At 41.7% G+C, this 16,258-nt stretch carries 11 protein-coding genes; 3 read left to right on the top strand and 8 right to left on the bottom strand.

Annotated elements, in window-relative coordinates:
- The first annotated feature begins 3 nt into the window (after positions 1 to 3).
- Positions 4 to 2,340 (top strand): hypothetical protein, encoded by a 2,337-nt coding sequence (locus tag ACESQI_RS19470; RefSeq protein WP_373126842.1) that lies wholly within the window; start codon positions 4 to 6, stop codon positions 2,338 to 2,340.
- Between the two features lie 121 nt (positions 2,341 to 2,461).
- Here the strand turns inward: ACESQI_RS19470 and ACESQI_RS19465 are convergent, their stop codons facing one another.
- From ACESQI_RS19465 to ACESQI_RS19450, 4 genes are all read right to left on the bottom strand, one after another.
- The gene (locus tag ACESQI_RS19465; protein WP_373126840.1) at positions 2,462 to 3,757 is read right to left on the bottom strand and encodes an ATP-binding protein; all 1,296 of its coding nucleotides are present in this window, start codon (positions 3,755 to 3,757) and stop codon (positions 2,462 to 2,464) included.
- Between the two features lie 107 nt (positions 3,758 to 3,864).
- Positions 3,865 to 4,830 carry a phosphatase PAP2 family protein gene (locus ACESQI_RS19460; RefSeq protein ID WP_373126838.1) on the bottom strand — a complete coding sequence of 322 codons (966 nt, stop codon included), beginning with the start codon at positions 4,828 to 4,830 and terminating at the stop codon, positions 3,865 to 3,867.
- Positions 4,821 to 5,828, bottom strand: coding sequence for an NAD-dependent epimerase/dehydratase family protein (locus tag ACESQI_RS19455; RefSeq protein WP_373126836.1), 1,008 nt, complete (start codon positions 5,826 to 5,828; stop codon positions 4,821 to 4,823). Before ACESQI_RS19455 ends, ACESQI_RS19460 begins: the two co-directional genes overlap by 10 nt.
- A gap of 105 nt (positions 5,829 to 5,933) precedes the next feature.
- The gene (locus tag ACESQI_RS19450) at positions 5,934 to 6,833 is read right to left on the bottom strand and encodes a cation diffusion facilitator family transporter (RefSeq protein WP_373126834.1); all 900 of its coding nucleotides are present in this window, start codon (positions 6,831 to 6,833) and stop codon (positions 5,934 to 5,936) included.
- Between the two features lie 186 nt (positions 6,834 to 7,019).
- Between ACESQI_RS19450 and rnr the strand changes: the two genes are divergently transcribed.
- Both rnr and ACESQI_RS19440 read left to right on the top strand, forming a co-directional pair.
- On the top strand, positions 7,020 to 9,161 hold the full coding sequence (gene rnr, locus ACESQI_RS19445) for a ribonuclease R (protein WP_007482999.1): 2,142 nt from the start codon (positions 7,020 to 7,022) through the stop codon (positions 9,159 to 9,161).
- A gap of 73 nt (positions 9,162 to 9,234) precedes the next feature.
- Positions 9,235 to 9,708, top strand: coding sequence for a pyridoxamine 5'-phosphate oxidase family protein (locus ACESQI_RS19440; protein ID WP_002558413.1), 474 nt, complete (start codon positions 9,235 to 9,237; stop codon positions 9,706 to 9,708).
- A gap of 82 nt (positions 9,709 to 9,790) precedes the next feature.
- Here the strand turns inward: ACESQI_RS19440 and cysK are convergent, their stop codons facing one another.
- The 4 genes from cysK to ACESQI_RS19420 form a co-directional block, all read right to left on the bottom strand.
- Complete coding sequence (cysK, locus tag ACESQI_RS19435) at positions 9,791 to 10,738, bottom strand: cysteine synthase A (RefSeq protein WP_007483001.1); 948 nt, start codon at positions 10,736 to 10,738, stop codon at positions 9,791 to 9,793.
- A 127-nt stretch (positions 10,739 to 10,865) separates the two neighbouring features.
- Entirely contained in the window at positions 10,866 to 12,062 is a 1,197-nt protein-coding gene (locus ACESQI_RS19430; RefSeq protein WP_007483003.1) for a sugar MFS transporter, read from the bottom strand.
- A 387-nt stretch (positions 12,063 to 12,449) separates the two neighbouring features.
- Complete coding sequence (locus ACESQI_RS19425; protein WP_373126832.1) at positions 12,450 to 13,982, bottom strand: arylsulfatase; 1,533 nt, start codon at positions 13,980 to 13,982, stop codon at positions 12,450 to 12,452.
- A gap of 92 nt (positions 13,983 to 14,074) precedes the next feature.
- Entirely contained in the window at positions 14,075 to 16,258 is a 2,184-nt protein-coding gene (locus ACESQI_RS19420; protein WP_278511717.1) for an alpha-N-acetylglucosaminidase, read from the bottom strand.

Genomic DNA, 16,258 nt, shown 5'->3' with positions numbered 1-16,258 from the left:
AACATGATTCAGAAACATCAGATACAAATAATCAGGTACCTGCTCCTTACCCTCATCCTACTTTTACCGGCAGGATGTGATAAGGACGAGGAACCGATGATATATGCGCCTACACTGGTGACAAACAATGCTACCGGACTGACGCGATATGATGCGGTACTGACAGGTTCGGCCATTGAGAACCCGAAGAGTGTGGGAAAATGCAAGATAGGATTTCTCTATGCCGAATCGAGTTCGATGAACAATGCAAAGGAAGTAGAAGCCCAAGCCGGAGAGAAAAACCAGTACACTGTAGCACTGGAAGGCCTGTCTATCGGAAAAACGTATTACTATTGCATTTATGCCAGTACCGGATACAGCAGAATAAAAGGAAATGTGATAAGCTTTAGTACACTTGCCAGTGAAGCGCCTACTCTCAATGCACCTGTAGCCGAAAGCAAAAGTGAAACGGGAGCTATCCTGACCAGTGGTGTAACCGATGATGGTGGTAGCGACCTGACAGACTTTGGAGTAGTTTACAAGGTAAAAACAGAAGAGGACAATGCGGATCCCACTGAATATGATATCGTAAAGAACGCGTCATCAGGATTTACATCCGAAGCCTTCACAGTAGAACTAACCAATCTAAAGGCAAATACCACTTATCTGATACGGTCTTATGCTAAAAACAAAACGGGTAAAACCGGATACAGTGCCGAAAGTATCGAAATTACTACAGATGCATTAAAGGTACCAACAGTTACCTGCAATCCGGTTGGTGATATTTCAGCCTATACAGCATTGGTTACTGCCCGTGCAGTGACACCGGATGCAGCCTATCCGATACTGAAACGTGGTTTCTGCTGGAGTGCCGAGAATCAGGTTCCTACCATAGACAACCTGAACGAGGAAGTTGCTTTGGGAGCGGCCGACTTCTCAAAACTACTGGAAGGCTTGAATACCGATACAAAATATTATCTCCGGGCTTACGCCGAAAATGACAAAGGCATAGGATACAGTCCGGTAGTGGAATTTACTACACAAAAGCTACAGGTAGTAGGTTTTGAAACAGTACCACAGATCAGTAATATCACTGTATCATCAGCTGAAGTAACCGCCGTTATTACCGTACCCGAAGGTACGGAGATTTTGGAAAAAGGGATTTGTTATGACATCTTCTCCACCAAGCCGGGAGTAGATATGGAAGGCGGCCCCAAAAAGGATACGAGTAGCGGAAACAACATCCACATAGCTATCAACGGACTACAGGAAGGTACCAACTACTATGTAACAGCCTATGCCCGAACAGTCGACGGCTATTTCTACAGTAATCCAACCTCATTCCATACCGTACAAACACACGTTCCCACACTTGCTGTACCGGTTATAAATAACATTGGTGAAACAGTAGCTACCGTAAAAGTTGAAATCACTACCGACGGAGGCAGAGATATAGAGGAAATCGGTTTCTGTTGGAGTAGTGAAGTGGCCGCACCTAACATAAACGATAACGATCATATCACTGAAACCGGTAAATTAGAAACATATACCGGACAAATCTCTAATCTGAAAAAGGGTGTAAAGTACTACGTACGGGCATATGCCAAAAATGTGAATGGTACGGCATACAGTCCTGTTACCGAGTTTACCACTCAACTAAATAGTGCACCGGAAGTGGAAGATCTGACAATGAGTATTATTAATGATGATAATGTTACTGTGCAGGCTACCATCACCAATACCGGAGGATTGAGTATCCTCAGAAAAGGTTTTGTATGGTCGGACTCCAGTAATGCTACTCCAACTCTGGAAAACTGTCTCAATAAAAAAGAGTTAGATACCGGTTCTGATGCTAGCGGACGCTTTGAAACCCAAATAACAGGCCTAACTATGGCTACACCTTATTACATCTGTGCATACGCAGAGAATGAAAAAGGGATCACTTACAGTATTCCGGTCCGTTTCGTTACAATTGCTACCTACGCCCCTGCTGTAGGATATCCTTCGGCAGAGAATGTCACTGCAAATACAGCTGATATGTCAGCCAGTATTTCAAATGACGGAGGAGCCAGTGTCACTGAAGTAGGTTTCTGCTGGAGTGAAAACAATTCGGAACCGGTAATAGATGAAGCGAAAAAGAACTATACAAAAGCACAGGTAGCTACTAACTTCTCTACTAAGATTTCCGGATTAAAAGCAGCAACCTATTATTATGTAAGAGCTTATGCAAAAAACAAGAATGGTATCTCATACAGTAGTGGTTACAGTAGCTTTACAACGCTGACTACTACTCCCGGTCCGGATGATAACCCATTGCCCGAACCCCAATCTGCCCCAAAAGCACGAACGGTAAGAAAGTAAAACTCCTTTTTATATTCTCTCAAACATAAGGTGAGGCTCCTCCGGTATTTCTTTATAAATGCCGGGGGAGTTTGTTTATCGCTCCCTCTACTTCATTATTATCAAACAAAACAAATTCTATCTATTTCGAAGTAAAGGGTAAAGCATAGAGTGGAATATTTATCATCCAGGTTTCCTCCCGATAGTCGGACATGGAAAACCTTACTCCTCTGAGCTCCGGATGCCGGGAAACAAAGGATCGCAAGCTTTTTGCATGCAAATTCTCCTCTGCTTTCACTTCTATAGGCCAAATCTTATCATTCAACTGAAATACAAAATCCAACTCTCCGTCCGAACGTTCACTACTCCAGTAATAAACAGAAGATTCCGGGTTAACAATAAGTTGTTGCAATACATATTGCTCTGTAAACATCCCCTTGAACTCGGAAAAAACTTTATTCTCTATAAGCATGACAGCAGCAGGAGCCTCCACCAACGCACCCAATAAGCCACAATCTACCATATAAAGCTTAAATACCGACAGATCTTCGTATATCTTTAAAGGCAGAACGGCCTTCCTGATCCGATGTATTTTATAGATGAGTCCACAATCTACCAACCAACTAATAGCCTGTTCAAACTCACGGGCACGGGCACCCTCTCTTATCAACCCATATATAAACTTCTTATTCTCTTTGGCCAGTTGTGACGGGATAGAATTCCACACCATGCGGATACGTGGTACTTCAGATGCAGGGGCATGTTTCGAGAAATCTTGTTCATAAGCATTCAGAATCGCTTTTTGCAGCTCACGCACCCGACTCAGATCCCGTTCGTTTACATACGAAAGTACTACCTCCGGCATTCCACCCACATAATAGTATTGACGAAGCAGATTGATAAATTGCTCCTTAAACATACTGATTAACTGCCAGTCTCTGTTATCTAACAGTTTCAGCAGTTTGTCTTCTCCCAATGCTTGCAGAAATTCCCGGAAAGTCATCGGATACATATCAATAAAATCGACTTTGCCCACAGGGAAAGAAGTTCCTTGATGCAAAGCGATACCCAGCAATGAACCGGCGGCCATTAAATGATATTGAGGAGCATTTTCACAGAAGTATTTTAATACGGTGAGTCCCTTAGGGGCCTCTTGTATCTCATCAAAGATAATCAGTGTATCTTCGGCCTGAGGTTTTACACCTGTTACCGCCTCTACGGCAAGCAAGATACGGTCAGTAGAGAAGTCAGCTTCAAACAACGAACGCATCTGCCGATTACTCTCAAAATTCACATATGCAACTTGTTTATAGTTCGCTGCACCAAATTCTTTCATCAACCAGGTTTTACCCACTTGCCTTGCTCCCGTAATAATCAAAGGTTTTCGATCCTCACGACGCTTCCAATTCTCTAATAATTTAAGGGCTTCTCTTCTCATGATTACACTTTTTCGGACGAATTAGTGTGTAAATCTACACTTTTTCGGACGAATTAGTGTATAAAATATACACTATTACGGATGAATTATGTATTTTTCTTCTTTATTCACTTAAACATCGGTACGGCAAACCACTTCTTAAACATCTTCGTTACAAGCACATACATCACAAATGCAGAGAAAAATCCCACAATGGCATCAATCAGATAATGAGCTTGAATGTAAACAGTGGCACAACAGAGTAAGATATAGAACGGCATCAAAATAGCAAACAGCCATTTGCTCCCACGTGCTGCCATAATCATAAGAATCGTAGAAATACCTACATGCGAACTGGGAAAGGCTGCCGTAGGACGTTCTCCAACTTGCTGTGAACCCTCCACAAGATTATAAAAAAAGCCATGTTCATATCCCGGACCGGGCAGCAATTCCTGATGATGATTGAAATAATCACCGACAGCATAGAATGTACCATGCTCTGCATTCTCTAACCCGATGGCCGGGAAATAATATTGCGGGCCGGCAACCGGGATAAATATATAGATCAGATAATAAATAAAAAATGAAGTAACCAGTACAAAGGAGAGTTTCTCAAACAACTCAAACCTATAGATGAAATAGTACAAAGTCACCACCAGAATCATCGGATAATAGGCAAAATAACCCATATTAAAAGCCTCACTTATCCATTGATGCGGCAACAAATAGCAAAAGTGCAATGCAGGCTGGCAACCAAACATCCACTGTTCGGCAGAAGCAAAGATATGATCCAGGTTTGGGAAAAAGCGGTTGAACTCATACGTATCCGGATACCAATAAGAAAGCAGACTCATTTGAATGGCAATCCGCACAAAAGCAGAAAACTTACAAGGTGCCAATCTATAAAGATACATCAGTAAGAATGTCATTCCGGCAATCATAGCCCTGTCCAGCAACATGTGCCAGGGATGATCCATTCGCTGAAAAAGGAACAGAATCAATATAGAAGTCAACAAGTTGTATATCAGTGTTACCTTCTCAACAGCGAACAGTCCCTTGCGGGTCTCCACACGTTTAAATAAATCTAGAGCCATCCTTCATTCTTATACCAGGCAATGGCCTCTTTCACTCCTTTTTCCAAGTCATATTCAGGAACATATCCCAGTTCTTCCATGGACGGAGTAATATCACATTGCCAGTTTCTTTGTTTCATTATCTTATATTTATCCGAATTCAGCGTACTACTCTTTCCTGAGCGGGTAGCAATGAATTCGGCGAGCAAAGATACGACTTTAAGGAGAATTAACGGGCATTTCAATCGAATAACGAATGGATTTCCCAATTCTTTTTGTATCAGATCTGAAAAAGTACGACTTTTATAGACCTTTCCGTCGGCCAGAAAATAGGCTCTCCGGGATACCTGCTTCTCAATTCCGAGAAAAACAGCCTGAACAATATCTTTTACATATACAAATGTAAGATCCTGACGCTTGAAACCAACAGAAAAATCCATATGGTTGAGTATCGACTTAGCCATAAGAAAATAGTCCATCTCACGAGGACCGTATACCCCTGTAGGACGATAGAATACATAAGGAAATCCGGGGATACTTTGTATATACAACTCTGCTTTAAGTTTACTCAACCCATAAGCTGTATTTGGAGCCGGCAAATCACTGTCTTTTATCGGATTGTAATCCTTCTCGTGTATTGGTCCGAAAACACTCAGCGTACTGATATAAATAAACTGTTTGGGAACCATATTAAGTTGTATCAATGTATCAACAAAATATTTGGTTTGCAAATAATTGACGCGATCAAACTCCTTCTTATCTACACATTTAGTCAATCCGGCACAATGTATAATATAGTCAAACTTATTATACGTACCTTTATGACCGGATAACTGCGCTTTTAACTCATTGGGATGAGCAAAATCAAGTTCCAGAAAATGAATCTTCCGGTTAGACAGGTACTTCCTGCTACTGGTCGAACGAATTCCTGCCCACACAGCAAATTTACGTTTCAAAGCCTCCTCGACTATGAAACTACCAATAAATCCACTCGCTCCTGTAACTAAAATACTTGCCATAATCAATAATTATTCAATGTACCAATGTGCCAATTAATGAATGTACCCATACGCCAATGTACTTCAGCATGTTTTTTTAGCACAGTCAATTGGCATATTGGCAAATTATTTAATCGGTTCTACATGTATACCCACATGCGTTCCTTCTCCAAACATTTCCTTCAATTTTCGCTCAATTCCCGTAGCAGTACGATGAGCTTCTTCCAATGAGATTTTTCCATCCATACGTACATGTAACTCAATGGCGTACTGATTTCCTATTCTACGGGTTCTTAAATGATGTGGCTGACTCACTCCGGGAAATGAAAGTGCAGCCTGCTCTATTTCATGCTCTACCTCATCAGGCAATGACTTTTCTAAAAGTTCATCTACACAAGGTATCAGCAACTGAATCGCTACTTTCATTATAAAAATACTGACCACTACAGCAGCTATCGGGTCAAGCACTCTCCATTTGTCGCCAAGTAAGATAGCCCCGCCAATACCAACAGCCGTTCCGATAGAAGAAAAAGCATCACTCCGATGATGCCATGCATTAGCTATCACCGCCTGCGAATTCAGTTTTCGTCCTTTTATGACGGTATATTGATACAATATTTCTTTCAGTACAATCGAAACCAACGCTGCTATCAATGCCAGCATTCCCGGCTCTCCAAGCTGTTCTCCATGAAAAAAATCATAGATAGAGGAAGCACCGTTCCAAAGGATACCAAAGCCGACACACAAAAGTAATATCCCGATAATAGTAGTAGCCAGCGTTTCATATTTTCCATGTCCGTAGTCATGATCCTTATCTTCCGGCTTGTTAGAAATACGCACAAAGATAATCACAATAATATCAGTAACAAAATCGGATAAAGAATGGACCGCATCAGCCAGCATAGCAGCACTATGTCCTGCTATTCCGGCAACGAACTTAAAAACAAGGAGTAAGAAGTTTACCACACTTCCCACAACAGTCACTTTATAAATTTCTTTTTCCCGGGAAGGAGTTTTAGATTCCATTTTGTTATAATATAAATCAACTATTGGGCAAATGTACATGAAATTCTTGAATTATTGATATTTAATCATTTACTTTGTAGTTAATAACAATAGAAATAAGTTACGTCTCATGAGTAACAGGCCTCACCTGCATTCGCTTCAAAATCCGTAACTTATTAGCTCGTAACTTATAATAATAAAAACATCATGGCGAAAAAGAAAGAAAAAAAAGCCGGTAAACGAATGAAGAAAAAAGAACTGGCAACCGTATTAATGGATTTCTTCCACACCAGACAGGAAGAAATCATCAGCCTTAAATATCTTTTCGCGGAACTACACCTCACCACACATCCCCTGAAAATGCTGTGCATGGATATTCTCGCGGATATGCTGACTGACGACTATATAACGGAAGTTGATAAAAATAAATACAAGCTCAACAACCACGGTATCGAGATGACAGGAACTTTCCAGCGTAAAAGCAACGGAAAGAACTCATTCATCCCCGAAGGCGGAGGCGACCCGATATTCGTGGCCGAACGTAACTCTGCCCATGCAATGAACAATGACAAAGTAAAAATAGCATTCTTTGCCAAACGCAAGAACCATGACGCCGAAGGGGAGGTTATTGAAATACTGGAACGTGCCAACGACACATTTGTGGGTACGCTACAGGTGGAAAAGTCTTATGCTTTCCTGGTAACAGAAAACCGGACGCTGGCAAATGATATCTTCATCCCAAGAGATAAACTGAAAGGTGGAAAAACCGGAGACAAGGCTGTTGTGAAAGTAATCGAATGGCCGGACAAAGCTAAAAATCCAATCGGACAGGTACTTGATATCCTGGGTAAAGCCGGAGACAATACCACTGAGATGCACGCTATTCTGGCAGAATTTGGTTTACCCTATGTCTATCCTCAGGCAGTAGAAAAGGCTGCTGATAAGATTCCGGCTGAAATCTCTGAAGAAGAGATAGCCAAACGGGAAGATTTCCGTAAGGTCACTACTTTCACCATCGACCCAAAGGATGCCAAAGACTTTGACGACGCACTCTCTATCCGTAAACTAAAAGACAACTTATGGGAAGTAGGAGTACATATAGCAGACGTAACACACTACGTAAAAGAAGGAGGTATCATTGACAAAGAAGCCGAGAAACGTGCTACCTCTGTCTATCTGGTAGACCGTACTATCCCGATGCTGCCCGAACGTCTGTGTAATTTCCTTTGTTCACTACGCCCTCATGAAGAAAAGCTCGCTTTCTCCGTTATTTTTGATATCACCGAGAAAGGAGAGGTAAAGAACTCACGTATCGTACATACAATCATTTACTCCGATCGCCGCTTCACTTACGAAGAAGCACAGCAAATTATCGAAACCCAGGAGGGAGATTTTAAAGAGGAGGTTTTGATGATGGATACAATTGCCAAAGCGTTACGCGAAAGACGCTTTGCTGCCGGAGCTATTAACTTTGACCGTTACGAAGTGAAATTCGAGATAGACGAGAAAGGCAAACCGGTCAGTGTTTATTTCAAAGAATCCAAAGATGCCAACAAACTCGTAGAAGAGTTTATGCTACTTGCCAACAGAACCGTAGCTGAGAAGATAGGACGCGTACCCAAAGGTAAGAAAGCTAAAGTATTGCCTTATCGTATCCATGATCTGCCCGATCCGGAGAAACTGGATAATCTTTCGCAATTCATCGCCCGCTTCGGATATAAGTTACGTACCAGTGGCACAAAGACAGACATATCAAAGTCTATCAACCACCTGCTGGACGACATTCAGGGAAAGAAAGAAGAAAATCTGATTGAAACAGTTTCTATCCGCGCCATGCAAAAAGCGCGTTATTCAACACACAACATCGGACATTATGGATTGGCATTCGATTACTATACACACTTCACATCCCCCATTCGTCGTTTCCCGGATATGATGGTACATCGTCTGGTCACCAAATATCTGGACGGAGGAAGAAGTGTTTCAGAAAGTAAATACGAAGATCTCTGCGATCATAGTTCTAACATGGAGCAGATTGCGGCAAATGCCGAACGTGCTTCTATCAAGTACAAACAAGTAGAATTCATGAGCGAACGGTTGGGCCAAACATATGATGGAGTTATTTCCGGTGTTACAGAATGGGGACTCTATGTGGAGCTTAACGAAAATAAGTGTGAAGGTATGATACCTATGCGTGATTTGGACGATGACTACTACGAGTTCGACGAAAAGAACTATTGTCTGCGCGGACGCCGTAAAAATAAGACATTCAGCTTGGGCGATGCAATCACCATTAAAGTAGCCCGTGCCAATCTGGAGAAAAAACAACTTGACTTTGCATTAATGTAATAAAAGAGGTGGTAAAGTGATAAGGTTATAACTTTACCACCTTATAACCCTATCACATTATAACTTTATACGTATGAAAACAGTCATCATAGAAGACAAACAACGGGTAGAAGAAATCATCTCCCGTTGCGATATCTGCTTTGTCGGTATTACCGATCAGGAAGGAAATCCGTATGTAATACCCATGAACTTTGGTTATCAGGAAGGGGTGATTTATCTGCATTCCGGACCAACAGGAAGCAGCATTGATATGCTGGAACGTAACAATAACGTATGTATCACTTTCAGCACAGACCATGAACTGGTATTTCAGCATCCCAAAGTAGCCTGTAGTTACCGAATGAAAGCTAAAAGTGTGATCTGCCGTGGAAAAGTTGGCTTCATTGAAGATATGGACAGCAAACGCGAAGCACTGAATATCATCATGAAACATTATAGCAGCCGGGAATTTGTTTATTCAGACCCGGCTGTAAGAAATGTAAAAATCTGGGAGATTCCTATTAGTAGTGTAACGGCAAAAGAATATGCGGCACCGCATAAGAGTTGAAAATTGAAAATTGAAAGTTGAAAATTAGCTGCGCTGTCATTCTGCATAGTAATTTTCAACTTTCAATTTTCAATTTTCAACTCTATAAAGGGTATTCCTCAAAAGCATACAAGATAGTGGACAGGTAGCGCTCTCCCGTATCGGGCAGCAGCGCTACTATTGTTTTACCTTTATTTTCCGGAAGTTCGGCCAGTTTAGTAGCCGCATATACGGCAGCACCCGAAGAGATACCGACCAATAGCCCCTCTTTTGCCGCCAACTCACGGCTGGTACGGATGGCATCATCATTCTGCACCTGTACAATCTCATCCACTACCGAAGCATCATAGATCTTAGGAATAAATCCGGCCCCGATGCCCTGTATCTTATGAGGTCCGGGCTTACCACCGGACAGAACCGGAGAATCAGCAGGCTCTACAGCCACTACCTTTATTTGAGGATTGTAATCCTTTAATGCTCTCCCCACACCGCTTATTGTACCACCTGTACCAACACCTGCCACAAATATCTCTACACGTCCGTCTGTATCATGCCATATCTCCTGTCCGGTAGTCCGCACATGGACAGCAGGATTAGCAGGATTCTCAAATTGCTGCAGGATCACTGCACCGGGAGTGTTCGCTTTCAACTCTTCTGCCTTCGCTATGGCACCTTTCATTCCGTCAGCGCCGGGAGTCAGTACCAGTTCGGCTCCCAAAGCCTTCAGTAAGTTCCTCCGCTCTACACTCATTGTATCGGGCATTGTCAGAATCAGTTTATATCCTTTTGAGGCGGAAACAAAGGCCAGTCCCACACCTGTATTACCACTGGTCGGTTCAATAATCGTAGCACCCGGTTTCAAGATTCCTTTTGATTCAGCATCTTCAATCATAGCCAAAGCGATACGGTCTTTCACACTGCCTGCCGGATTAAAATACTCCAATTTTACCACCACACGGGCTTTTAGTCCTTTACTTGCATTGTAGTTACTCAGTTCCAGCAACGGAGTGTTGCCTACGAGGTCTGTCAGTCTTTTTGCTATCTTTCCCATATCTTTTAATGTATTAATTATCTGTTTTTTATTATACGACAAAGATAGAGGAGTTTTGGTTCGCCGGAAATACCACACTTGTGGTAAATTCGTACTATGAATGAGGGATAAATGTCATAAATGACCGTTACAACTTTACCACACTCACCTTCCAGGCATACAGCATCACCACTATAAAGGAAAGTAAAGGTACGATAAAGGAAAGAGACATGGTAGTCTGATCTGCCACATACCCCATCATCAATGGCCCTACCGCTCCGCCAACAGGTGACATCATCAGATAAGAAGAAGCACGTTTGGTGTGCTTACCCAGTCCCCGCAAAGAAAGAGCAAAAATAGTGGGGAACATGATAGCTTCAAATGCATATCCCAAGAAAAGTGCTACGAGAGATACAATCCCCACATTCAGTACAATCAGTAAAGAGGTAATCACCGTACACACCGCACAAAATAACAGCACTTTCTCTGCACAGATACGTTGCATAATCCAGCTACCGGCAAAACGTCCGCACATGAATAATCCTAAACCTCCAAAAGAAAGTACTATAGAAGCATCACGGGCACTCATCCAGCCATCGTCAACCACGTAGTTTATAAAGAAGCTATTAATAGAAATCTCCGCTATCTCATAACAGAACAGGGCAGCAATACCAAAAATAAAAAGTTTGTGTGACCACAGGCCTTTTGCTTTACCTTCTCTATCAGCCTCTTCTTCATGAACAATCGCCGGCAGTCTGATCTTAGAGAAAACCATAGCAACTGCCAACACTACAATCCCCATTAACGTATAAGGCAAAGATATTGCAGCCTCCCCTTCTTCAGAGAAAAGTAATAATCCACCTATCAATGGTCCGCAAATACATCCCAATCCATTGAATGACTGAGCTAAATTCAAGCGGCTGGCAGCAGTCTCTTTATCCCCCAACTCCGTCATATAAGGATTGGCAGCAGTTTCCAAAAATACCAGTCCACAGGCTATGACAAACAATGAGAACAGGAAGAAATTGAACGACATCCAGTACTCTCCGGGAATAAAAAGCAAAGATCCCAATCCATAAAGTAGTAACCCTAACACTACTCCACGACGATAACCGTACTTATTGATAAATAATCCGGCAGGAATAGCCATAACAAAATATCCCAGATAGAACATAACCTGCACCCATGCAGAATGGGCACGGCTGATGACCAGTACATCCTGAAAATGTTTGTTCAGCACATCAAGAATGGCATGGGCAAATCCCCATAAGAAGAATAAAGAGGTAACCAGAATGAAGGGAACACGATATTCCCTCTTTACCAATGCATATCTTTGCTTTTGCATAACTTCAATCTAAATAGACATGCAAAGATAAACAAAAAATAAGGATAGAATGTCCCACCGCAAGATTAAGGTATTCGGGTTAGTTAATAATAGCCTTTGAAGCAGACAGACTATAGCTTTCAAAGAAGAGTTACCAAGTGGATTGAGTATGCAAAACATCCAGGTATTCTTATCAAAAACATCCCCATGTTATAAATCAAAACATCCGGGTATTTTTACATACAACATCCGGATGTTTTATATTCATGAAACAAGAGTTATGAATACAAAGATATAGTATACAACATCATAAGTATGTATATACTTTATCCAGCAAAAGAGTATCTTATTATACTATATTTATAAAACCAGATAAAAGAAAGAGAATCGATCTACTCCCACCAGTTTCTAATTGGTTTCAACTTCCTCTGACTTTGGATAGTTCGGGCTGTAGAGCAATCTTTCTTTACGAACAACCAACTTCCCTTCTTTCACAAATCCTTCTCCCCGTTCACTCAAATGCTTCACCATTGCCTCACGTAAATCAGCCAGCCTTTTCCGATAATGTTTCTCCGACACAAGATTTCGCAATTCTCCCGGATCCTTTGATAAATCAAAAAGTTCTTCTTCTCCTGTATAGAAATTCCACACATATTTAATTTTGCCATCGGTCAAAGCACACCAGTAATTTTCCTTCGCATAACAAGTTGCATGCTCCAGATCAATATATTGTCTCCATGTATGCTTTCTGCTTTCGTCTACTAAAGCTAACAGTGAGAGTCCATCCATCTCCTCAGGAATTTGTGCTCCGGAAGCATCTAAGAAGGTAGGCAAAAGATCTCGTAATTCCACCGGTTCATCTACTTTTATTCCCTCTTTAATACCAAACGATTCAGGCCATTTTACAATATATGGAACATGTGTGGAGCCCTCATAAGGATAAGTCTTCCGCCAATGATAATGATCGCCCAACATATCCCCATGGTCGGAAACATAGCAAATCAAAGCATTATCATACATTCCTTTATCTTTCAGTGCTTGTATTATTTTTCCTATTTCCTCATCAATAAATGTAACATTGGCATAATAGTATTTTCGGGAATTTTTAGCATATTCAGCTCCAAAATTGGCAAACGGAGCATCCTTATCAGCTTTTACCGGATCAAGCTGAGTAGCGTATTTACTACACCAGTCACCAATATAAGGAGCCGGAATTTCTTTCTCTTCATACTCATCCAAAAGACGTTGGGGAGGGTCATACGGACTATGAGGACGTGCAAAGGAAACTTTCAGAAACAACGGGCTTTCATTATTATAATTCTGTATCAATTCGCAAGCCATCTTTCCTGTCCAGGTGGTAGGATGTAACTCCTCAGGCAGTTTATAAGTACCTGCCCTGTGTTCATTCCAACCAATACCTGTCAAATCAGGATTTACTCCCGGCATTTGTATCTGTAACCATAGTCGATAATCGCTGATAAAATATTTCGTCTCAGCACGCCCGCTTTCATCTAACAAAGTTCCATGAAAACCATGCAAAGATTTTTGTGGAGACCAATGCATCTTTCCAATACCAAATGTATAATAATTCTGCTCTCTTAGCATAGCAGGCATCTCGTATCTGTATTGCATGGCTACCCGGCCATACCCCAACATGCCATGCCGCCAAGGAGACATACCGGTCAGTAATCCTGCACGGGCCGGTGTGCTACTTGGAGTAGACGAATAGCCATTACAGAATAATGTCCCCTCTTCAGACAGTTTATCAATATTAGGTGAAATAACTGCCGGATTCCCCATACATCCCAAAGCATCGCCACGATGCTGATCGGCCATAATCAAGATAATATGAGGTTTTTGTTGTGCTCTAACCTGCTGAATCGAAAAACCGATTCCGGAAGTCAAAACCAACATACCATTTAATATCGGAATTATTTTCATTTTTATGAAAGTTGATTTATAGTATTATCTGATACACATTTTCTTAATTAAACGTATAAAAAGCATTTTTCATACGTTTAATCTATTGTATATTACAAATTCTCCGGGATCCGCCGTCCGTATTTCTGTAATAAGAAACGAGCGTATTGCATCAACTCACCCTGAGGTGCTACCAGAATAGGGTCTGTAGAATCTACCCAGGCATCTTCGAAACTCTTTATTGATTCATCCAATTTTTTCTGATCAAACTCCCGGTTACCTTCTACTGCAGAGATTACCGCATCCATATACATATCCCAGCGTTTCGAATAGTAATCTTTAATGAGCCCCGCCCATGTACGACTGGCATAATCATTCAGACTACCTCCCCAAGTCGTAATCAGATTACGGGCATTCTTCTCATAATAATCTTTCACTTCGGGAGTCGTACCCAATGCACGGGCATCAGCCAACCATTTATCCAAGGCACAACGGCTATGAAAAGCATTCAAACGATCCAAATCATTAAGGATCTCTTTCATTTCCGCAGCTCTGGCTTTCAACCCCGGAAGATCTTTAACTGTATACATACGGTCAAAATCATCTTTCACTATAAGAAAATAATTACCCAGTAATTGACGACCTACAGTAATGATATCCAGCCGCAGAGCGTCTCTGTTACAATCTGTAGCTTGTAACAGTTTTTCCCAGGCTTGTAATAAAGTAGCATTGGAATAATCAATAACCGTACGTCTATTAGGTTTGTTCATCACCGGACGATAGTTAGGTAATACGCCTAATGTTTTGGGAACCTGTACGTATATCTGGTTGAACAGAATATCCCACGCTTCACGAACAGGCTGGGAAACAGTCCCGGCATGACGGTCGGCAAGATTTTGTAACCACGCCTCGTTGTCGAGATTCAAATCCCACGCCTTCTCAAAGATATACTCATAGGGAAACTGCATAACATCCAAGCCTTCGAGCGTAGAACCGATACCCCGAAGGTTACTTCCACCATTTATCAACGCATTGTCAAGACGGTCACCACTCTCCTTTACATTACCGGTAAGAGTCGTATTTCCCCCAAAATTACCTAAATAGCACCAAATATAAGGTTGTCCATGAAAGTGTTCAGTGTTTTTCCAAAGTTCTACATTCTCACAATGATAATCCAGTAAAAACATCTTATCCTGCGGCACTCCGGTTAGTAAAGCCTTGATACGCGGAGCCGTCCAATCCTTGCGGTCATGATAAAACATCCAGGTCATCTGCATCCATTCCGCTTTCGGATCTGCTGCTGTCAATGTCCGATACATATCCGAAGATACCTGACTGAGATATTCGGGTTCCCAACTTGGTGGGTCTACCTCGTTAAAAGGATCTACGCCATAAATATGATCAGTTCCGAACAAACGAGTCTGCTCCTGAAGAAAATGTTTTTGAATGGTAGAAAACAGCGGTTCTTCGGGATTCAGAAAATAACAACGATACGTATCAGCAAAACCTGCCCACTTACCAAGATGCTGAATATTAGCCTCCGGATAAATTCGTTTCAAAGCTGCAGGTACATGACCGGCAAAAGCAGGCAATACCGGTTTCATATTCAATTCGCGTTCCCGCGCAAGTATCTTTTTCTGTAGTTCCACCTGATTATCCAACCACTCCATAGGTAACGGACCGTTCCATCCATCAATATTTGCCATACGATGCCAGGGTAGATACGTAGGTCCCGTAAAATAGGAACGGATTTCCTGATCCGTCAAACCTAATTTCTTCCATACTTTATACCATACGGCTTCCTGACCTGTAATGGCCAGAGGCATATTGACCCCGTTCAGAGCCATCCAGTCAATAAAACGCTCCCAATCTTTCCATTGCCAATAAGGCATAGTGTAACCATAAGTACAGTAGTTCAAAAAAAAGCGTCTGTCTACTTTTGCTTCCGCACTAAAAGTTTTTTCCGGCACCGGAAGAGTTTCAGGCATTTCAACAGGAATATCGGCATACCATGAGATTGTGGTAAGACAATAATACTTTAAATAATAATTCAGCCCCATTGCCATTGAGTTAGCGTTATTACCGCCAATCACTATTTTCCCAGAGTCGGAAGTATCCAACTGGAAACAGTCTTTTCCGTCAACGGGTTTTATTTTCTTAAACTGAAAGTTCTCGGCATATGCCGGGATGAGACGTTTCACCATTGACTGCATAATGGCTACGTCTTTCTCCTTTGCCCCCGCTGATAGTGAGAGGAACAATGTTACGATAACCAAATAAATGTTTCTTTTCATCAT

Source organism: Bacteroides sp. HPS0048 (assembly GCF_964240755.1).
In the GTDB taxonomy this organism is placed as follows: domain Bacteria; phylum Bacteroidota; class Bacteroidia; order Bacteroidales; family Bacteroidaceae; genus Bacteroides; species Bacteroides nordii.
This window is presented reverse-complemented; position numbering and strand designations above follow the sequence as displayed.